The organism is Caballeronia udeis (assembly GCF_044909315.1).
GTDB lineage: Bacteria > Pseudomonadota > Gammaproteobacteria > Burkholderiales > Burkholderiaceae > Caballeronia > Caballeronia udeis_A.
This window is the reverse complement of sequence record NZ_JBIYEB010000011.1, coordinates 184,788-204,203: the sequence shown is the minus strand read 5'-3', so window position 1 is coordinate 204,203 and position 19,416 is coordinate 184,788. Positions and strand designations below refer to the sequence as shown.

Genomic DNA, 19,416 nt, shown 5'->3' with positions numbered 1-19,416 from the left:
CACTAGCGCGGAAAGAGGCGGGACGGCCGGCGTCAAGGGCCGTCCCGCGCGGTTGATTACTTGCCGGCTGTAAATTTGTCGACGTTCGACGAATCCACAATGTCTACGCCTGTGTCTGTGACTGGCGGTATCTTTTCACCCTTGGTCAGTTTCTCCAGCTGCTCGACCGAGTCCGAGCCCATGCTTGTCGGCCGCTGACCGACCAGCGTGGTCGCATAACCTTCCTTCAGGAGCTTGATCTGCGACGGCAAGGTATCGAACGACACGATCACGAACTTACCCGCCTTGAGATCGGCCGACTTGTTTTTCAGCGCTCGGGTATAGGCTTCCGGTGCAAACATCGGCCAGCCTCCGGCGAAGAAAATGCCGTCGATATTCGGGTTCTTGGCGAGGATGTCCTGGATCAGTTGCACAGCCGTGCTGGAATCGTCATTGCAAGGAAAAGGAGAACCGGATACCTCCTTGAAGCTGCCGCCGAGCTTGGACTTGAAGCCCTTGATCCGGTCATTGAGGTTCGCCGCCGACAACCCTCCTGTGATCACCGCGTAGTTCCCGCCGCTCGGGAGCGCCTTGGCGAACGCCTCGCCGGCCGAAACACCGCCCGCCTCATTGTTGGTACCAATAAATGCGACACGCTTGGACTTCGGTGCGTCCGAGTCGAAGGTAACGACCGGGATGTTCTTGGCCATTGCCGCGCTGATCACGCCGCTGATCGAATCAGGATTGTTCGGTGCAATCGCGATCCCCGCGACTTTCCTCGTGATCAGGTCACGCACAATGCGAGCCTGTTCAGCGTCGTCGAGCTGGGCTGGCCCGGTGAAGAGGCATTCGGCACCGATCTTGGCCGCCTCTTCCTTGCAGCCTTTTTCGGCATCGGCGTAGAACGGTACGCCGAGCGCTTTCGGCACCACGGCGAACACCTTTTTATCGGCAGCCTGAGTCTGTCCTGCGATGCCAAGCCCTAATACAGCGACGGCCACTGCGCCAAGCAATATGCGTGTCATTGTTTCCTCCAAAGGATTGTTGTGGGTAAATCACTCACCGGCGTCGCCAGACGCCTTTTCTGAGCTGGTCAATAAAGACGGCAAAGACGATGACAGAACCAACGAATACCCCTTGCCAGTAGGCGTCGGTTCCAAGCAGGATGAGGCCGTTGCGGAGCACCTCGAGGATCACGGTGCCAACGAAGACGCCGATCACGGTGCCCTCGCCGCCGCTGAGTGCAGTACCTCCAATGACGGCCGCCGCAATGACGCTGAGCTCCTTGCCCAAGCCCTGGTTGGAAATGGCCGAGGATAGGTAGCTAACCTCAATAATGCCGGCGAGACCCGCCAGCACGGAAGACATGACATAGACGCTGATCTTCAGGCGGTCGACATCGAGGCCGGTCAGCATGGCGGCCCGCTCGTTGCCGCCGACTGCGTACAGCTGGCGGCCATAGACGCTGCGTTTGAGCACAACGCCGGCAATGACCGACAAGACCACGAAGATCACGAACGGCGTGGGCAAGCCCAGGATGTCGCCGCCGCCAAGCGCGAAGAACGCATCGCCATCTGGCCGGAAGCCGTCAATGGCCTTGCCTCGGGTGATGATGAGGGCAAGTGCGCGCGCAATGCTCATGGTCGCGAGCGTTGGCACGAAGGGCAGCATGCGCAGCTTGGTCACGCACAAACCGTTGAACAGGCCCACTGATGCTGCGATCAGGAGCGTCAGCACGCACGCCGGAACCACGCCCAGGCCCGCTTGCATCATGGCGGCCGAAGCGACGGCAGACAGGCCCCAGACACTGCCGACCGACAGGTCGATACCACCGGTGATCATGACCGCAGCCTGGCCCAGGACAACAATCCCGACGAACGAGAGGTTGCGTGTGTCGTTGAGCAGATTGTCGACGCTCGCGAAGTTGGGCGCGAAGATCGACAGTGCCAGGACCATGATCAGGAGCGCACCAATGATGCCCGTCTCCCGGGACCGCAGGAGACGGACACCGAGGCTCGTCCGGCGTTTCATTTCTATTGTTGCCTCAATGGGCTTGTTCATCTCGATGCCTTGTGTGCCAATGTCGCCGGGAGATCCGGTCACGGGATCCTCCTCGCACTACGCTCCCTATGTGCACATGGGACTCCTAGAACTTCTCCTTGCCGTAGAACGACTTCGCGTTGGCCTGATCGATGCGCTGGGTGGGCACCAGGATATTTCGCGGAACCTCGGTCGCGCAGTCGATCAGGATTTTCTTGGCGAGTTCGAGTGCCTGGGCGGCACCGGTCGGGTAAGTGAACGTTGCGGCCCATTGGCCGTCCGCCACCGCACGGATGCCGCCGGACGGTCCCGGGAGGCCATCCGTGCCGATGATCTTCACCTGGTCCGCTTTCCCTGCCTGCTTGGCCGCGATGTACGCGCCGGCAGCAGCAAGATCATTGCTGGTATAGACGAGCTTGATGTCCGGGTGGGACTGCAGCATGGCCGAAAATACGGTCACCGCCTGGTCTTCCATCCAGTCGACAGGCTGCACAGCCACAAGCTTGATCTTGGGATTGCTGGCAATGCCTGCCTTGAATCCTTCAAGACGTTCGATGGCAGGCGACGAACTTGGCAGGCCTTCGAGAATGGCTGCCTCGCCGCCCTCGGGCAGCAGCGTCTTGGCGGCCCACTCGCCCGCTTCCCTGGCGATCGCCCGGTTGTCCCCGCCAACGAAGGCCGTGTAGTTGTCTCCACTCGTCTTGCGGTCAAGTTCGATCACCGGAACGCCTGCCTTGTAGACGGCCGATACGGAGGGTGTGAGAGGCGCGGCCTCGAAGGGTGAAATCATCAACAGGTCGACGCGTTGAGTCATGAAATTTTCGACCTGCGAAACCTGCGTGTTCACGGTCGCCTGCCCGTCGGCAATGACGAGCTTGAATTTCGGATAGTCCTTCACGAGGCGTTCGAGCTCGTGGTTCACGTGCTCGCGGTACGGCTCCTTGAAGTTCGCCTGGCTGAAGCCGATGACGTAATCCTTGTCCGGCCCGCATTCCTTGGCAAGCGGCTTGCCGGCAGCGGCCCACGCGCCCGACGCGAGGGCGGCGCCGGCAACCAGCAAAGTGGTTCGTAGAACTACTTTCATGTTCTTGTCTCCGATAGTTTCGACATGCGTTTTGACATGCGCCTGACCCACCCCGGCCTCCACAGCCGGGAACCACGCCCAACGATTCACCGAGCCAGGCTTCCGCGCTCGACGACATAGGTTTGCAGTGCTGCGGCGATCACGATGATCGCGCCCGTCGCAAGCAATTGCATGGCGGCACTCACGTCGTTGAGCTGCAGGATATTGGCGAGCGCTCCCAGCATGACAGCGCCTGCGATCGTGCCGATCATGGAGCCGGCTCCTCCGAACAGGTCCGTGCCGCCGATCACCACAGCCGCTATTGCAGTGAGTTCATATCCTGCGCCGTCATTGGGGCTGCCGAACGAGAACTGTCCGGCGTGAACAACGCCGGCGATCGCGGCCACGAAGCCCGTCAGTGCGTAGACCGAGATCTTGATCGTGCTGACCGGGATGCCTGAGAGCCGAGCCGCCTTCTCGTTTCCGCCGACGGCAACAACGTAGCGTCCATAACGCGTGTTATTGAGCAGAAAGGCTGCCACCACCGCAAGCACGAGGAACACCAGGGTCGCGACCGGGAAGACGCCGCCGATCCGCTCGCCGAGAACGCCGAAAGCCGGCGGCGCATTTCCCGGCCCTGCGCCGTAGTTGATGTTGATGAAGGAATTGTTGGACGCGATCAATGACAGGCCGCGTGCCACCTGAAGTCCTGCGAGCGTGACGATGAAGGCCTGGATCCGGAACTTGGTGGAGATCACACCCTGGATAGCGCCGAATACCACGCCTGTCGCCACGACCAGCGACAACGTGCTCCACAGGCCCCACCCTTCGTTGACCAGCAGGGTTGCAGTCAACACGGAGCAGAGGCCGAGCACGGCGCCGACGGAAAGATCGATGCCGGCGGCAATGATCACAAAGGTCATGCCGAGCGAAAGAATGCCGGTTTCGGAAATCGACCGGATGATATTGGCGATGTTGTCCGGCGCGAGGAACAGGATATGACCATGCCGGCGCGGGGAAAACATGATGCCCGCGCTCACCACCAGAACGAGCCCGAGCAGGCTCTGAAAGCGCACCAGATAGGTCAGCAGGCTGTTGCGCGGACGAACCGCGGGCGTGGCTGTTGATGTCGGGGTTGTGCTCATGCTGCCAGATCCTCAGCTTCGCTGATTCGCCGGACCGCGTCTTCGTCGGGTCCGGGGCCAAATTCGTGGATCGTGCGGCCGGCGCGCATGACAATAATCCGGTTGCACAAGCCGATAAGTTCCGGCAGTTCGGAGGACGCGACCAACACGCCGAGGCCCTTGTCTGCGAGTCCGCGCAAGCGCCGGTAGATTTCGGCCTTGGCGCCGACATCGACCCCACGCGTCGGCTCGTCGAGCAGCAGCAAGCCTGGTTCGCTCATGAGCTCCTTGGCGAAAACGACCTTCTGCTGGTTGCCGCCCGAGAGGTTCACGACCTTGGCTTCGGGACGCCGCGGACGCACGTCGTAGTCTTCCAGGGCGCGCTTCACCTGGCGTCTCTCAAGTGCACGCGAAACGAGACCAAACGGCGTGACGCGCTTGAGCGTCGACATGACCGCGTTCTGTCCAACCGTGTGATTGAGGATCAGCCCCGTGCCGCGCCGGTCGTCCGTTACATAGGAAATTCCCGCACGCCGCGCCGCGCGGATCGTGCCGAGTGCCGCCGGTCTGCCGTGCATCTCGACGAGACCCCGCCAACGTCCGTTCGCGCCGAAGCCATATAGCGCCGACAGCAATTCCGTACGGCCGACTCCCATCAACCCTGCAAGACCCACGATCTCGCCAACATGCACTGTCAGTGAGACGTCGCGGGGAGCCTGCCAGCCGGCGCGTGGGATGTCGGGATCGAATGCGGCATGCTCGAGCCGCAGGATAGGCGCCCCAAGCTTCGCGGAGCGCGCCGGAAACAGATCGGAAAACGGGCGCCCGACAAGAAGCTGGACGAGCGTCGCTTGCGGTGCATCTGGTGACGTCGTTCCGACCACGGCGCCATCGCGCATCACCGTCACCCGATCCGCGATCCGTGTCACTTCCTCGAGCCGGTGAGAGATATAGACAATCCCGACGCCGCGCCCGGCAAGCTCTTTCACAACCGTGAAGAGATGGTCCGCCTCGACGGCTGACAAAGCCGCGGTCGGCTCGTCCATGATCAGGATTCGCGCTTTGGCCGACAAGGCCTTGGCGATGGCCACGAGCTGGCGCTCGCCCATCCTCAGACTCGCGACTGGAAGGCTTGCATCGAGCGACACGCCCGCGCGCGCCAGCAGATCCTGTGCTTGGCTGCGCATCGCTGCACCCGCCAGCACACCCTTGTTGGTGATCTCATTGCCGAGAAACAGATTGGCCGCGATATCGAGGCCCGGAACGAGGTCGAGTTCCTGCGGGATCATCGCGATCCCCGCGCCATGGGCGTCGCGGGGGTTGGCAAAACGCACGGGGTTGCCGTCAAGCCTGATCACGCCTTCGTCAGGCACGACCGCCCCGGAAAGCACCCCCATCAAGGTCGATTTCCCCGCGCCGTTTTCGCCGAGCAGTACATGCACCTCGCCGGCCTCAAGATCGAAATCCACGCCCTTGAGCGCGTGCACGCCGCCGAAGCGTTTCTGGATTCCCCGCAATTCGAGGAGGCGCGCGGTCATGACGCGTCGGACCGGGTTTGCCGCATGAACACGACCATCTCTTCTCCTGTCGATGGATTTGCACTTCTTTTGTTCTAGTTCGGAACCAAGCTTATTCAAAGGCAAGCGCTTGCGCAAGCGCTTGCCTTTCGTTGTTTACCCTCATATTCTGATATATCGCTGCAAAGGTAAGCTCGTGGCGCTCCATTCAGAGAACGCTTAATATCGGGCCGCGAATCGCACTATCGCGGCGATTCCTTATCCACAGACCGAGGGGACGAAATGGCAACCATTGCTGATGTCGCACGGCTCGCGGGGGTCGCGACGTCAACCGTTTCCCATGTTCTCAATGGCACGCGGTTCGTCAGCCCGGAGACAACCAGCGCGGTCCGGGAGGCGGTCCGCGCACTGGGTTACGCGCCCAACACCGTAGCGCGGGCGTTGGCACGCTCGACCACAAACACCATTGGCCTGGCCATATCGTCGACAAAAAACCGGTACTTCTCCGACGTGATCAACGCCATCGAGGAAGAATGTTCGAAGCTGGGAATGATGGTGCTGCTTGCGAATACCCGGGACGATCCGGAGTGTGAATTCGAAATGGTCGCGGCCCTTCACCAAAGACGCGTGGACGGAATCATCATCGCGCCCTCTTGCGGTCTCAACAACAGCGCACTGACCTACCTGCGCGACCAGCGTATTCCTTCGGTGATGGTTGATCGTCTTCCCGATGTCGCCCTCGACGGTGTCGGCGTCGAGAACCGGCGGGCGCTTGCGGCCATGGTGACTCACATGGTGAGCCATGGACACGAGCGGATCGGCTTCCTGGCAGGCCAGTCCAATTTCACCACCGCGCTGGAGCGGGCAGATGGCTTTCGCGACGGGCTACTTGTCCACGGGATTCCCGTCGACGAGGCGCGCATTTCCATCGGTCATACCGACCTGGCAACGGCCAGGGAGGCCGCCACGCGCCTTCTCACCGCGACCGAGCCTGTCACGGCCCTGATCGGGGGCAACAACCTCACGACGATCGGCATCATGCTCGCGGCTCAGGATTGCGGCATGCGGGTGCCCACTGATCTCGCAGTCGCGGGTTTTGATGATTTCGATTGGGCCGATGCATTCGAGCCTCGCCTCACCGCCATGGTTCAGCCCTGCCACGAGATCGGCCGGATGGCGGCGACCCTGCTCAAGCGAAGAATCGATTTCGCAACGGGAGAAACCGAGACCATCCGGCTGAACCCGACCTTCGCGATCAGAAATTCCTGCGGCTGCAAATAGGCGCGCTCCCCTTTCAGTCTCCCGATGCTTCACTTGAACCGAAGAAGAGTAGCCACGATCGTTCCCCGTGTAAGTAGGGAAGACGCAAGGTTTTGGGCTTACTAACATGCAACCTGTCTGGATCCGGACACCTACAGGTTGTAGCCATGCGTCAAAGGGCACGAGCAGCAATGAAAACTTTAAAGCGATGCATCGGGGCGGCGGTTGTTGCAGCGACACTCATTTTCACGGCAGTCAACATACAGGCGTTCGCCGATACGCTCCCCGGCGCCGGAAAAACCGTGCGTTACGTGCAGGCCGATAGCCTCGGTGCGAACTATGTCGCGGACCGGATCGTGGCGCGGGCATTGAAGTCGCTCGGTTACGACGTCAAGGTCAGCACGATGAATATCACGCTGTTTTTTGCGGCGGTCGCACAGGGAGACGTCGACTTGTCCACCGATGTCAACCTGCCGCAACGCGAGCCGGAGTTTCGGGCGGTCGAGACGCAGGCTGAGATCATCGGCACCGGTTTTATTTCCGGAGGCGGTGTGAACGGCTATCTGATCGACAGGAAAACGGCGCTTGCCCACAACATCACAAGCATCGAGCAGATGAAGGACCCGAAGATCGCCAGTCTCTTCGGCGAAGACGGCAAGGCGGAACTTATCAGTTGCGACCCGGGCTGGAGTTGTGCTGACGTAGTGAATTATCAGTTGAAAAAATTCGGACTTACGCAAACCGTTCATGTGATGAGCGGCAAGTACGAAGCGCTGATGATAGATGCGATTTCGCGCATCAAATCGGGCTCGCCGGCATTCTTCTATGCGTGGAGTCCGTCATGGGTCACGAGCGGCCTGGTACCCGGCAAGGACGTCGTGTGGCTTCCCGTGCCCGCGGATGCACTGCCGCCCAAGATGCCCAACACCGGCTCGGCCCTCGTGAAGGGCGTCGTCGGCTGTGCCGGTAACGCCGATCCGTGTCATATGGCCATGGCTTCATGGAACGCAGGTGCAGTGGCAAACAGAGCGTTCATTTCCGCCAACCCGGGCATCAGGGCGTTGATCCGGCAGATCAAGTTTCCGCCCGCGGTCTGGGCTGACTGGGAGGCATCCATCAGCAAGGAGCCTGGCTCCACAGGATTGTTTACCCGGCTCGCTGATCAATGGCTGGCAGCGAATGGACCGCAATTTACCCAGTGGGTTGCCGCTGCACGCGACGCGCATTGAGCACGCCGATTCCGCGCTGAAATCTCATCAGTCTCTCGCGGCTCTGCCAAATACCTTAGGCATCCAAAATTAATATCCTCGACCAACCTCGAATACCAAGGGAGAAACCATGACAGACGTGCTGCCTCGTATCCTCGATATGAACGAAGAGATTGTCGCTCTGCGTCACCGCATTCATGCTCATCCGGAACTATCGCTCGAGGAGCATGAGACCAGCAATCTCGTCGCGGAACGGCTCCATGCCTGGGGTTACGAAGTGCATCGAGGCCTGGCGAAAACAGGCGTGGTTGGCACGCTGAAAGTCGGGACCGGCACCGGTCGCCTCGGTTTGCGGGCGGACATGGACGCGCTGCCCATCAAGGAATCGACGGACCTGCCCTATGCCAGCCAGCGCGAAGGCGTGATGCATGCTTGCGGTCACGACGGTCATACCGCCATCTTGCTTGCGGCTGCGCGCTACCTGTCGGAAACCCGTCAGTTTTCCGGGACGTTGAACGTGATCTTTCAACCCGCCGAAGAACGGTATTGCGGCGCGAAAATCATGGTCGACGAAGGGCTGTTCGAGAAATTCCCTTGCGACATGGTCTTCGGCTTGCATAACCGGCCCGGCGAGGCAGTCGGAAAGTTCGGCTTCCTGCCGGGATGCTTCATGGCATCGTCCGATACCGTGTACATCAGCATCCATGGCAAGGGTGGTCATGGTGCAAGACCGCACCTCGCGTCGGATCCGGTCGTTGCCGCAGCGCATATTGTGATCGCGCTGCAAACCATCGTCTCACGCAATACGGACCCGCTTGATACCGCGGTGATCAGCATTGGCAAGATTCATGGCGGCACCGTCTCCAACGTCATTCCGGAAGTCGTGAAGATGACGCTGTCAGTCCGGGCGCTGCGTCCCGAGGTGCAGCAATTCCTGCACGACCGCATTATCGAGGTCGCCGAATCTCAGGCGCTGACGTTGGGCTGTACGGCAAAGGTTGATTACCAGTGGGGATGCCCAGCGGTGGTCAATGACCCGGCTGCCACTGAGTTCGCCCGGCGGGTTGCACACGGCTGGTTAGGGGACGAAGGGTTGATCCCCGACATGCTTCCCACAGCGGGGGCGGAGGATTTCTCTTTCATGCTTCAGGCCGTTCCCGGCAGCTACTTCATTGTGGGCAACGGGACTGGCCCCGCCCACAACAGCGGCGGTTGCGGGCTGCATAATCCGGGCTACGATTTCAACGACGAGTGTTTGCCGATCGCCGCGACGTATTGGGTAAAACTGGCCGAGCGTTTCCTCGCTCCGCAGTGATTAATCTACCGTTCTGATGCGGACTTGTGAAAGTCATTCGTTGCCTGCCGGATGAAGACTGAAGAACACGTTCGCGGGCCGCGATAACGCGTCGTTTCACCTCTATCCCGGCGCTGTGCACGGATTCAGTTGTACGGACCGTGCGTCATACAACCATCGAGCGGCCGTGCTCGCGCACGGCTGCTCGCTGAGGTTCCTCGCCGAGCACCTGTCATTCGTAAGCGGACAGGGTGACCAGTACTATGCCGGTCTCCGGATTGCGCGCACTGATGCTCAGGCGGTTCCGCTCTCCGGCAGCAGGTACCTCGGACTATGATAAGGACTGCCTTCCATCGGAAGGCATGACGCTCGTGAACACCAAGCTTGTTGTCAGAAAGCCTGCTGCCCGGCAGGCAGCGAACTACCTCCTCCGTCGGATTCATCAGCCTCCTCTGTAAATGGTGGCATCCAACCTCGCAGTTTCGCCATCACGCTCGGATCGAATCAGATCTTGTTTTACCTCCGCGCGCGTCGGTCCGATCAAAACGCCAGCGTCGCTCCGCCCGTTCATATCCATGCCGACGCCGCCGTCAGCAGCTCCCCCGCTTGAGTTGCCGTTCAACGTAGGGGCCGTCGGCTGCGATACGTTGTTCGTATCCTGTGCAAAGACTGGTGCTGAGAACACAATGGCGCTCATGGCCGCCGAAATCAAAGTCATTCGAATCATGATGGAGTCCTTTCAAGAATGAAGAGTACCCGTGGGTCCCTAACGCTTTGCCTTGTGATGTCATTCACCTAAACGCAAATTCAGTCTACGCCGCGGCGATGTCCTAACGCTGACGCGAAACAGGCAAAACTGCCATTAACGGCGGTCAACTCGCACAGCCGAACGGGCCCATGGCCGGCAAATTCTCTATGTCCGGCCCCTCAGCGGCCCCGTGTTTCTCGCCTCCCAAGCAGCTTTCCTGAGTCGAAAACACGGATGATTTACAAGAACCTCCTGACTGTCCCCTCAATTCATGATACCCAGCAGTGGGAACAACAAATGCGTGGGAGTATGTTCTGAATCTGCAGGAATGTTCGATGCCCGAAGCGTTCAAAAAGTCGGCGGCACACCGCCATGCGAAATTGCAATCGGCGCGAAATGCGGAGTCAATTCCTGGTCATCTCCAGAGAATGCTTCATCGAACCCGGAAACCCCGATGCCGCCGGTATTGAGGGGATGGATCGGCAATACCGGAGCAACCGGATTCATGCCGTGATCGAGAAGATCAATTCAACGTTCGCCTGGAAACTTCGTGCGGATCTCCCATTTATTGAACTCGGATCCGCCCTTCGCGCTTGATTACCCACGACGCATCTGAAAAATAATGTGCGTGCGTCTTTAGTCTCTTTGAACGACAAAGCGGCCTTGATGAAAAGCAACCAGCCTCGGCCGCAAACGCTACGCCATTGTCGGCATACCGGTCTGCGTCCCTATTGACGCAATAAAATTAGGAAGTGCCGCACATGATGCACGAGTTCTTAGCGAACAACCGTCAAGATCTGATCGAGCGGTGTAGAGCGAAAGTGGCGCGAAGACCCGCCCGTGCTGCGACCGCGCAGCAACTTCAAAATGGCGTGCCGTTGTTCCTGGAGCAGCTCATCCGAACGCTCCGGATCGAACAAACGGATGAGCCATTGGACAGCCGCAAGATTTCCGGGCCCTCGGGCGGCGGAGTGACGCTGTCTGAAATAGGAGCGTCGGCGGCCCAGCATGGACGCGCGCTGCTGAAACTCGGCTTTTCAGTCGACCAGGTGGTTCACGACTATGGCGACTTGTGCCAGGCGATTACGGATCTTGCGTACGAACGTGATGCTCCGTTTCAGATAGATGAGTTCCGGACGCTCAATCGTTGCCTGGACAATGCAATTGCAGATGCAGTGACAGAGTTCAGCTACCAGCGAGACGATGCAGTCGCAGACGAGTACGCTCGCGAGACGAATCAGCAACAGGGATTCTTTGCGCACGAATTGCGTAACTTCCTCAGCACGGCAATGCTTGCGTTTGCCGCGGCCAAAACCGGAAATCTGAATTTAAGCGGTGCCACGGGATCAGTACTGGAACGCAGTTTGACAGGCCTGCGGGATATGATCGATCGTTCACTGGCGGAGGTTCGGGTAACAGCAGGAAGACCCGTCCAATCGCAAATGTTTTCAGTTGCCGAGTTCATTGCGGAAGTCAAATATGCCGCAGACCTCGCAGCTCAGGTTCGCGGGTGTATTTTGACGGTTTCGTTTGTTGACGCCGAGTTGGCTGTCAGTGGTGATCGTGATCTCCTTTATTCAGCAGTTGGTAATTTGCTGCAAAACGCTTTCAAATTCACGCATAGCTGCACCGAGGTGACGTTGGACGCTTACGCGGTCGCCGATCGTATCTTGATCGATGTAAAGGATCATTGCGGAGGACTTCCAGCGGGCGACGCAGAAAGAATGTTCTTGCCGTTCACGCAAGACGGGGTCGACAAGTCCGGACTTGGGCTAGGGCTTTCGATCGCGCGGCGCGGCGTCGAATCCAATGACGGTACTCTTACCGTACGTAATGTTCCCGGCACAGGATGCGTCTTCACCATCAGCCTGCCTAGATATGCAATGACAGGGCCTGCGCGTGCGTGAAGACCATGAGCTGCCTGGACCCCGTTGCATTCAGGCGGCGCGAAGATAATGCTGCCGCGATACACTGGCGGCTTGATCAATGCCGCCTACGCCATGCCTGCAGAACACCCCGCTGAAGAGCCGCACAAAAACGCGGCACCATTTAAACGCGAGCCGGTGCCTGATTTACCTCGAAAACTTCCGACCGGGTCTAGCGGCATCGAACCAGCGGTCGCGACCGGATTCTGCGGGCTGATGCTTGATGCCGGTGCGTGGGCTTTCATGCGTGACAAGAGCGGAGACTTCTTCCCCGCGCTCACTCCCATTTGCATGGTCGCGGGCATTATTCTTACCGCTATCAGCGTTGCGTTGTTCGGCCTTGTCTGGCTCAAGCACCAGCGGGCTTCGCGCTCAAAATGATCGTGTTTGGCTATCTGACAAGCTCGGAAGGCACAATCTAGCGACTGTTGCGGGACGGTGGGGCAGATACGGTGGGGCAAATACGGCCGCCCATTTTGCGCCGTGCGGATCTGATCTACGGGCTGCAAAAAACGGCTGCCTTCTTACAGCGGATCGTACCCGGCTTCCTCGACGATCCACCCGTGGCCGTCCGTTGAAGTCAACGCGCCCGCCAGAACTGCAGCAATGTTTATGGCAAGCGCCGGCAAAGCCGCCCTCGCGCAAGATCATTGATGGAAACTTCATCGAGGCTGGTCACGACCAGACTTGCTCCCGCAGCCCGGAGCGAAGCTGCATCATGAAGCCGGGCAACCCCCAGTCCCGTCATCCCTCCGGCGCACGCAGCTTCGATACCCGCCGGCGCATCCTCCACCACAAAGCAGTTTCGAGGCGCGGCCAGCAAATCCGCAGCGGCCAGGAGGAATATCTCCGGGTTTGGCTTGCCTTGCTTTAAATCCCGGCCGCAGACATTCGATCCAAAGACATCGAGGAGGGTATGGTCCGTGTCTAGCCGAACGAGTTTCATCATCTCGTTAGCGTTCTTCGACGACGACGCAACGGCCATGGGCCACCCCAACGCCATGACAGCCCGAACGAAGCGCAGCGCGTCGGGGAATGCGTTCACTGCCCCAGTGCGTATCAGTTCCTCCAGCCGTCTTTGCTTGCGCTCCGCGTAGCGCGCAGCCTGTTGATCAGCATGAGGTCGGCCCAGCGCCTGCAACGCGGCGAGAGCACCGGCGAAGCGCGGTTTGCCAGCGACCTGCGACTGGTACATCGCCGTGGTGAAGCAAGCTTCGTCGGCTGGATCTTCTAGCGCTTCACGCCACGCGCGCTCATGAGGCGAGGCGAGGAGGACCCCGTCTACGTCAAAGATTCCCACCGATAAGGTCTGCGCCCCTTGTGATGCCGGAATCGGCTGCGTGCCACGGGTCATGCTCGAGGCATGCCGAAGACGCAAGTGCCGCCCCTCGGGGCGTTTTTAGCGCCACAGGGATCTCGACTCACATATCGAGTTGATCGCATATCGAAGCTCCATAGAATCTGGCTGCGGCCGGCGAAATGACGTAAGCCATGGATGATCCCAAGCGCCCGCACACCTTCGTACCAGTCTAAAAAAACCTAGTATCCAGCGTAAAAACCAATGAAGGTAGATTCGGAAAATACTCAGGGTGGATCAATCCTAATCGGAAAATCAGCGACGGAAAGAAACTGGCTTGCCGACAGCCGACCCCGGACGCAGGCTATCATCGCGCAGCCCAAGCTGAGTAGTTTCCGAGTCTATCGGACCCGCTTTCGGCCTCCTATTATCAGAAGCGTCAACGTCAAACCATTTGACGTTGCGAAAGGGTCTGCCGGAAAAAGTCAATTCACCGGCCAGATGCGCGTGCCGCGTTCCCTCCTCATACATTAACTTCTTCTGCTTATCCCGGAGACATCATGGCAGTCATTTATAACGACAGCGAATTGCAACAGGCCGTTCTTTCCGAGCTTGCCTGGGAACCCAGCGTGAGCGCCGCACACATTGGTGTGACGGCGATCGCGGGCATCGTGACGTTAACCGGGCACGTCGAAACATTCGCCGAAAAACATGCGGCGGAGGCTGCTGTCCTGCGTGTCAAGGGAGTCGAGGCGGTTGCGGACAACATCGAGGTCCGGCTTGTGTTCGATGCAAAGCGCAGCGACGACGACATAGCCGCGGCAATCGTGAATCGGCTGGCGTGGGATGTCTCGGTTCCGCGAGACACAGTTAAGGTCTCAGTGGAAGACGGCTGGATAACGCTTAGCGGGAAAGTAGACTGGCACTTCCAGAGAGAAGCGGCCGTTCAGGACGTCCGACGGCTACTCGGCGTAACCGGCGTGACGAACCAGATTACGCTCAGGGACGCCATCAACGTCGTGCAGGTGCGCGGCGACCTCATGCACGCGCTGGACCGTTCATGGTCCGACGTCCGCAACATTACGGTTACGGCAAATGGCGGGACAGTAAGGCTGACCGGGACCGTCCGCACGCCACATGACCGGGATCTGGCAGTCGCGATCGCCTGGTCCGCTCCTGGCGCATCCGCTGTGGAGAACGACCTGACCATCTCATTGTGACAAACCGCCGGCGGGATGTGATCCACGGAATACCATCAGCCTATATTTCGTATTCCATAATATAAGAACCTACCAAAAACGTTTCATCGGGGATCAGGAGCCGATCATGCCTTCCGTCCAACTCAAACCCGCCACCTATCCCGCAGCGTCAGGTCAGCGAAGTGTCCCGTCGCCAGCGTTTCCGCACTACCTGCCGGGCCGCATCGATCCCTCTTCCCCAGCCACTCCTGTAGCCAAAGCCGTTGCCCTGCTGGACCCCAACTATTTGCAATCGATCATATGCACGACTCGCAAGGTCAAACGCGGCTATGCACTGTACCGTACGCATGACCCTTTCGAGAGTATCTACACGGTGCGCGCCGGTTGCTTCAAGACTGTTATCACTCATCGCGACGGTAAAGAGCAGGTGACCGGTTTTCAGTTCATGGGCGAGACGCTTGGCCTTGACGGCCTCTGCGCGGAGCGGCACAACTGCGACGCGATCGCACTCGAAGACAGTGAAGTATCGGTCATCCGCTTCACGCTTCTCGCATCATTGTGTCACCAGGTCAGTTCAATCCAGCACCACTTCTACCGCGTACTGAGTGGTGAAATCGTGCGAGAGTCCAGTCACATGATGATGCTTGGGACAATGTCTGCGGAACAGCGCCTGGCAGCGTTTCTTCTCGACCTGTCGGACCGGATGAAGGCGCGCGGGTACTCGGCGGTCGACTTTAACCTCCGCATGACGCGGGAAGAAATGGGTAGCTACCTGGGAATCAAACTGGAAACGGTAAGCCGGATGTTCTCGAAGTTGCAAAAGCAAGGACTCGTCGACGCCCACGGCAAGCAGGTCCGAATTGTCAACCGTCCCGGTTTGTCGCGCTTGTAGGAACTGACGAGGAAATCCGGGCCAGTAGTCGGGTGCAGTCTTCATTCAGCAAACCGGAAATAGCTGCTGTGGAGCACGACAGGCATCGCGCCAAGCTCGGTCAAGAGCCGCCTGGTCGCCACATGGATCGTATGGTTATGCGCGTCGAATGCGTGTTGAAGGTCTTCTTTGCCTATTGACGCAGCACCGAAATGATCTTCGAGGGCTTCGGCAGTGATCGAACATTCGAGGCGAATATCGTTTACCACGGCGGCAAATGCCAGCGCCGGGCCAGCTTCGCAGTAGGCAGGCGTTTCCGGCGGAAAGGAGATTTTCATGGTGGTTCACCAATCGATTTATCTGCATTTTTGTTGAGGCAGGTTTGCAAGGTCGTGAGCCGGATCGCCGAACCTGACGAACTTCGCCAACCGCTCTTCTCAATGAGGCATGGTCAAGCATAAGCACCACAGAATCCGATCCACTGATATTTGTCAATTGAATAGGAAGTGGATTGGCGGGTGATGAAAAGCGTCGGCTGGATGCGCGAACGAACACAGTTTAGTCTGCCGAATTACCGTGAGCCAGAAACTGCGAGCGGGCTTTTCCGTCTGGGAGCGGTGACCATGCCGGACGCGCGTTTTGCGCGGAATCAATCACCACCAATGACATGTCTCACTGGGCCACCTCCGCCGCTGTACAGTCCGCTGCCGCTGAGGTCAGTGGAAACGCGCGTGTTGTGCCGCTTTGCAGTTCGTACTTCTCTCCGCCCACGAGCAGGGCGACAGGCGCTGCAACCCCGGTATGGACATGCAGCGTCAATGTGTCGTGATCGAGCCTTAGATCGATCGAGTGCGCCCGGTAGCGAATGCGCAACTCGAGGTGCTCAATATCAAGCGGTAATTGAGGATTGAACCGCAAGAGGTCATCCTTGATCTCGATACCGGTCCAGACACGTTGCACGATATCGACCGTTCCAGCCATTGCCCCGAGATGAACGCCCTCAGCGGTCGTGCCATCCTGAATGTCAACCACGTCGCTTTGCAGCGCCTGAGCGAAGAACCGCATGGATCGTGGACGGTCCGATCGCGCGAGTACCCAGGCATTGACGACCCGGCTCAGCGTAGAACCATCCGATGACCGGTCCGTATAGTAGTTGACGCTCCTCGGAATAGTGGTGCCCGGAAACGGGTAGCCGAGGCGGAGGAATAATTCAGTGAGCTCTTCTGCGGAGAACAGGTAGAACAACATCAGCGTATCGGGCTGTTTCGAGAGCTTGTAGCCATTCGCGCTGTCACCCTCGCCTTCAAGGATCAGGTCGAGCCGTTGAATATTTGAATAGCGAATACGGTAGGCATCCCAGTCAAGTTCGCGTAATTTTTCATAACCCTCAAATTGGCTGATGATCCCTTCATCATGAAACGGAATGACCATTTTCCGGCTGATGTTGTCCCAGCGGTCTATCTCGCCGGCCGTCAAGTCAAGGTCGATCATCAGCTCGGCACGCCGAATCTCGGGCAACAGATCGAGCACGTCGCGGGCTCGGCGCAGCACCCAGACCGCCATGACGTTCGTGTAGGCATTGTTATTGATGCCGGGCGTTGCGGACCCGGGATAACCGTCGTGGAACTCATCGGGCCCAAGTACACCATGGATCTCGAAGCGTCCACGCGCCGGATTGAATGTCGCAATGCTCGACCAGAACCTGGCGATATCGAGGATCAATTCCGCGCCGTACGCATACAGGAATTCGACGTCGTGCGTCACCTGAAAGTATTGCCAGACGTTATACGCAATTGCACTGCCCACGTGGCGCTGCAAGTATGAGTTGTCAGGCACCCAATGTTGCGAGCGCGGGTTGAGATTGAACGCCTGGGTTTCCTCGCTGCCGTCGCTTCCGCTCTGCCAGGGGAACATGGCCCCCGCGTAGCCTGCCGCGGCAGCAGCCGCTCGAGCTTCCCCAAGGCGCCGGTAGCGATACATCAGCAGCGACCGCGTGATTTCCGGCAAGCGATAGTTGAAGAACGGAAAGATGAATAACTCGTCCCAGAAGATATGCCCTTGATAGCCCTCTCCGGTCCATCCCCTCGCTGGTACGCCAATGTCAAGACCGATGGAGTTCGGCGACACCGCCTGCAGCAGGTGAAACATGTTCAAGCGCAATAACATGGACACGTTCAACTTGAAGCTTGGGTCAGCCGGCTCAATGCGCACGTCGAAACGCCGCCACAGGTGCTTCCAGGTCAACGCGTGAGCGGCTGCGAGTTCATCGAAAGATCCTGCTCGCGAAATAGCTTTGCGCGCTTCGAATCCGCACTCTGAAATAGCCCGGTCGCGTGACGAATAGAGCGCGGCAATTTTGTTAATGACGAGCGGCTCGTCCGGAGCCAGGTCCATGCAAAATTCCTGGCCGATGTACCCGGGCTCTTCGATTATCTGTCGCGACAGGTCCAACAACTTGCCGTGGTGCTTCGCCTGGGTACGCGAGGCTTGCGTGACGTTCACATGTGACTGGCTTGTGCGTACGGTCATCGCGATGCCATCCTTCCCGACGACCTCCGCCGCCAGCGGGTCAATGTGCTTGTTGCTGAACTTGCGATATAGCCTGGCGCCACTGTTGACAATGCGCGCGTCGATAGCCGAGCGCACCGTGACTGGCGCTGACCAGTCGTGGGCAGTCAGCGTAAGCTCCAGCGCGCCCAGGTGCATATCCCGCATCGAGATGAAGCGGCGTTCGCCAAGCGTGCTCTTGCGCCCCTTGGTGTCCTCGAATGACATCGATCTCAAGAGCATGCCGTGACGAAGATCAAGCTCCTGGCGGTAGGACGCGAGTGTCACGCCACGCATGTCGAACCAGTCCTCTGTGCCAATGCGAAACTTGAGTACAAGCCAATTGGGAAGATTAACGAGGTCTTCGTTTTCAACTGCTCTTCCGGCAATGTCGGTGTGCAGCCGGTTATACCCGCATGCGAGGTACGTCCCGGGATAATGCACATCGTCGGCAATGCTCCATGACGCAGCCGCCCGCGTCGCGAAATAGCCGTTTCCCAAGGTGCACAAGGTCTCCCTGACGCCTTCGTGAGCGGGCTCGAAGCCCGTGAATACCAATGACCATTCGGGAGGAGGCTCCACCGTCGCCTGAACCTGAGACGAGTCAGTGACAACAACGTCAGCGCCGGCGTCGCGCAGTTCCTGCGTGCGCCCACCTCGATCAACGCCGATGACACACCCGAACCGGGCTGCACGGTCAGCGCCTATTCCTGCAATCCACTGGCTTACTACCGCCGCCCTCGAAATGTCTGCGCCGAGGCATCGCACTGCGTATCGCCAGGCATCTGGTTCCAGCGTGAAATTCGGACCACCGCCATCAGCGTCCAGGCAATCCACTTGCACATCGAAAAGCTGAGTAATACCCGCTTCTTTCAGCACTGCCGAACAGTTTCCGGTAAGGGATACGGCAGCCGTCCTGATACCCAGCGCGCGCAGTTTGCGCACCAACTCGATAGAGGCGTCGTAAAGCTCGACGCCATCTGCTTTCAAATTCTGAAGGAAGTAACGGCTTTCCAGCAGACCCAATGAGCGTTTGCTTTGGACTTCGGGACCGTCATCCGGTGAGCCTATTGGCAAATGCATCTCGTGCGCCGCAAGGAACCCTGCAATGCCGTCGTCTTGCGACTTGCCGTCCAGATAGCGCGCGTAGTCGGCATCAATGTCAAACGGAATGGACGGCACACCCGCACGGATTTCCTGTGCGCCAAGCAAATCTCCCAACACTTGCTTCCAGGCACAAGCGTGCAAGTTGGCTGTCTTCGCCAGCACCCCATCCAGACCGAACAGGACGGCGTCATAATCGCGCGGCGACAGCGTGACGACCGGATAGGAAATCATACGGAC

The 19,416-nt window shown here is 59.0% G+C and carries 17 protein-coding genes and 1 pseudogene; 8 read left to right on the top strand and 10 right to left on the bottom strand.

Annotated elements, in window-relative coordinates; all coding sequences use genetic code 11:
• Positions 1–56 precede the first annotated feature (56 nt).
• The 5 genes from ABH944_RS19600 to ABH944_RS19580 all read right to left on the bottom strand — a co-directional run bounded on the left by ABH944_RS19600 (position 57) and on the right by ABH944_RS19580 (position 5,744).
• Positions 57–1,004, bottom strand: a complete 948-nt coding sequence (locus ABH944_RS19600; RefSeq protein ID WP_404608395.1) for a sugar-binding protein — start codon at positions 1,002–1,004, stop codon at positions 57–59.
• A 34-nt stretch (positions 1,005–1,038) separates the two neighbouring features.
• Positions 1,039–2,082: an ABC transporter permease gene (locus tag ABH944_RS19595; RefSeq protein WP_404608393.1), complete on the bottom strand. Its 1,044-nt coding sequence runs from the start codon at positions 2,080–2,082 to the stop codon at positions 1,039–1,041.
• A gap of 43 nt (positions 2,083–2,125) precedes the next feature.
• The gene (locus tag ABH944_RS19590) at positions 2,126–3,103 is read right to left on the bottom strand and encodes a substrate-binding domain-containing protein (RefSeq protein ID WP_404608391.1); all 978 of its coding nucleotides are present in this window, start codon (positions 3,101–3,103) and stop codon (positions 2,126–2,128) included.
• A gap of 86 nt (positions 3,104–3,189) precedes the next feature.
• A complete protein-coding gene (locus ABH944_RS19585) occupies positions 3,190–4,227 on the bottom strand; it encodes an ABC transporter permease (RefSeq protein ID WP_404608389.1) in 1,038 nt (345 codons plus the stop codon).
• A complete protein-coding gene (locus ABH944_RS19580) occupies positions 4,224–5,744 on the bottom strand; it encodes a sugar ABC transporter ATP-binding protein (RefSeq protein ID WP_404608388.1) in 1,521 nt (506 codons plus the stop codon). The genes ABH944_RS19585 and ABH944_RS19580 overlap by 4 nt, the downstream gene beginning before the upstream one ends.
• A gap of 261 nt (positions 5,745–6,005) precedes the next feature.
• Here ABH944_RS19580 and ABH944_RS19575 point away from each other — a divergent pair, with 261 nt between their 5' ends.
• The 4 genes and pseudogenes from ABH944_RS19575 to ABH944_RS19560 all read left to right on the top strand — a co-directional run.
• Positions 6,006–7,004 (top strand): LacI family DNA-binding transcriptional regulator, encoded by a 999-nt coding sequence (locus ABH944_RS19575; protein ID WP_404608387.1) that lies wholly within the window; start codon positions 6,006–6,008, stop codon positions 7,002–7,004.
• Between the two features lie 170 nt (positions 7,005–7,174).
• Positions 7,175–8,212, top strand: a complete 1,038-nt coding sequence (proX, locus tag ABH944_RS19570; RefSeq protein WP_404608385.1) for a glycine betaine/L-proline ABC transporter substrate-binding protein ProX — start codon at positions 7,175–7,177, stop codon at positions 8,210–8,212.
• A 109-nt stretch (positions 8,213–8,321) separates the two neighbouring features.
• Positions 8,322–9,506 carry a M20 aminoacylase family protein gene (locus ABH944_RS19565; protein ID WP_404608384.1) on the top strand — a complete coding sequence of 395 codons (1,185 nt, stop codon included), beginning with the start codon at positions 8,322–8,324 and terminating at the stop codon, positions 9,504–9,506.
• Positions 9,507–9,561: 55 nt separating this feature from the next.
• Positions 9,562–9,717: pseudogene (locus tag ABH944_RS19560) on the top strand (dienelactone hydrolase family protein); the annotation flags it as partial.
• A 210-nt stretch (positions 9,718–9,927) separates the two neighbouring features.
• Here ABH944_RS19560 and ABH944_RS19555 read toward each other — a convergent pair.
• Together ABH944_RS19555 and ABH944_RS19550 are read right to left on the bottom strand one after the other, a co-directional pair.
• Entirely contained in the window at positions 9,928–10,212 is a 285-nt protein-coding gene (locus ABH944_RS19555) for a hypothetical protein (RefSeq protein ID WP_404608382.1), read from the bottom strand.
• A 369-nt stretch (positions 10,213–10,581) separates the two neighbouring features.
• The gene (locus ABH944_RS19550; protein WP_404608380.1) at positions 10,582–10,740 is read right to left on the bottom strand and encodes a hypothetical protein; all 159 of its coding nucleotides are present in this window, start codon (positions 10,738–10,740) and stop codon (positions 10,582–10,584) included.
• Positions 10,741–10,994: 254 nt separating this feature from the next.
• Between ABH944_RS19550 and ABH944_RS19545 the strand changes: the two genes are divergently transcribed.
• Both ABH944_RS19545 and ABH944_RS19540 read left to right on the top strand, forming a co-directional pair.
• On the top strand, positions 10,995–12,140 hold the full coding sequence (locus tag ABH944_RS19545; RefSeq protein ID WP_404608378.1) for a sensor histidine kinase: 1,146 nt from the start codon (positions 10,995–10,997) through the stop codon (positions 12,138–12,140).
• 48 nt (positions 12,141–12,188) lie between these two features.
• Positions 12,189–12,539, top strand: a complete 351-nt coding sequence (locus tag ABH944_RS19540) for a hypothetical protein (protein WP_404659451.1) — start codon at positions 12,189–12,191, stop codon at positions 12,537–12,539.
• Between the two features lie 229 nt (positions 12,540–12,768).
• Here the strand turns inward: ABH944_RS19540 and ABH944_RS19535 are convergent, their stop codons facing one another.
• Positions 12,769–13,512, bottom strand: a complete 744-nt coding sequence (locus ABH944_RS19535; RefSeq protein WP_404608376.1) for an HAD family hydrolase — start codon at positions 13,510–13,512, stop codon at positions 12,769–12,771.
• Between the two features lie 503 nt (positions 13,513–14,015).
• On the opposite strand from ABH944_RS19535, the gene ABH944_RS19530 reads away from it, so the two are divergent.
• Positions 14,016–14,675, top strand: a complete 660-nt coding sequence (locus ABH944_RS19530; protein ID WP_404608375.1) for a BON domain-containing protein — start codon at positions 14,016–14,018, stop codon at positions 14,673–14,675.
• Between the two features lie 106 nt (positions 14,676–14,781).
• Positions 14,782–15,546: a Crp/Fnr family transcriptional regulator gene (locus ABH944_RS19525; RefSeq protein WP_404608374.1), complete on the top strand. Its 765-nt coding sequence runs from the start codon at positions 14,782–14,784 to the stop codon at positions 15,544–15,546.
• Between the two features lie 41 nt (positions 15,547–15,587).
• Here ABH944_RS19525 and ABH944_RS19520 read toward each other — a convergent pair whose 3' ends face one another.
• Positions 15,588–15,863: a DUF1488 family protein gene (locus ABH944_RS19520; RefSeq protein ID WP_404608373.1), complete on the bottom strand. Its 276-nt coding sequence runs from the start codon at positions 15,861–15,863 to the stop codon at positions 15,588–15,590.
• A gap of 334 nt (positions 15,864–16,197) precedes the next feature.
• Positions 16,198–19,410, bottom strand: a complete 3,213-nt coding sequence (locus tag ABH944_RS19515; protein ID WP_404608371.1) for a glycosyl hydrolase family 65 domain-containing protein — start codon at positions 19,408–19,410, stop codon at positions 16,198–16,200.
• Positions 19,411–19,416: the final 6 nt, after the last annotated feature.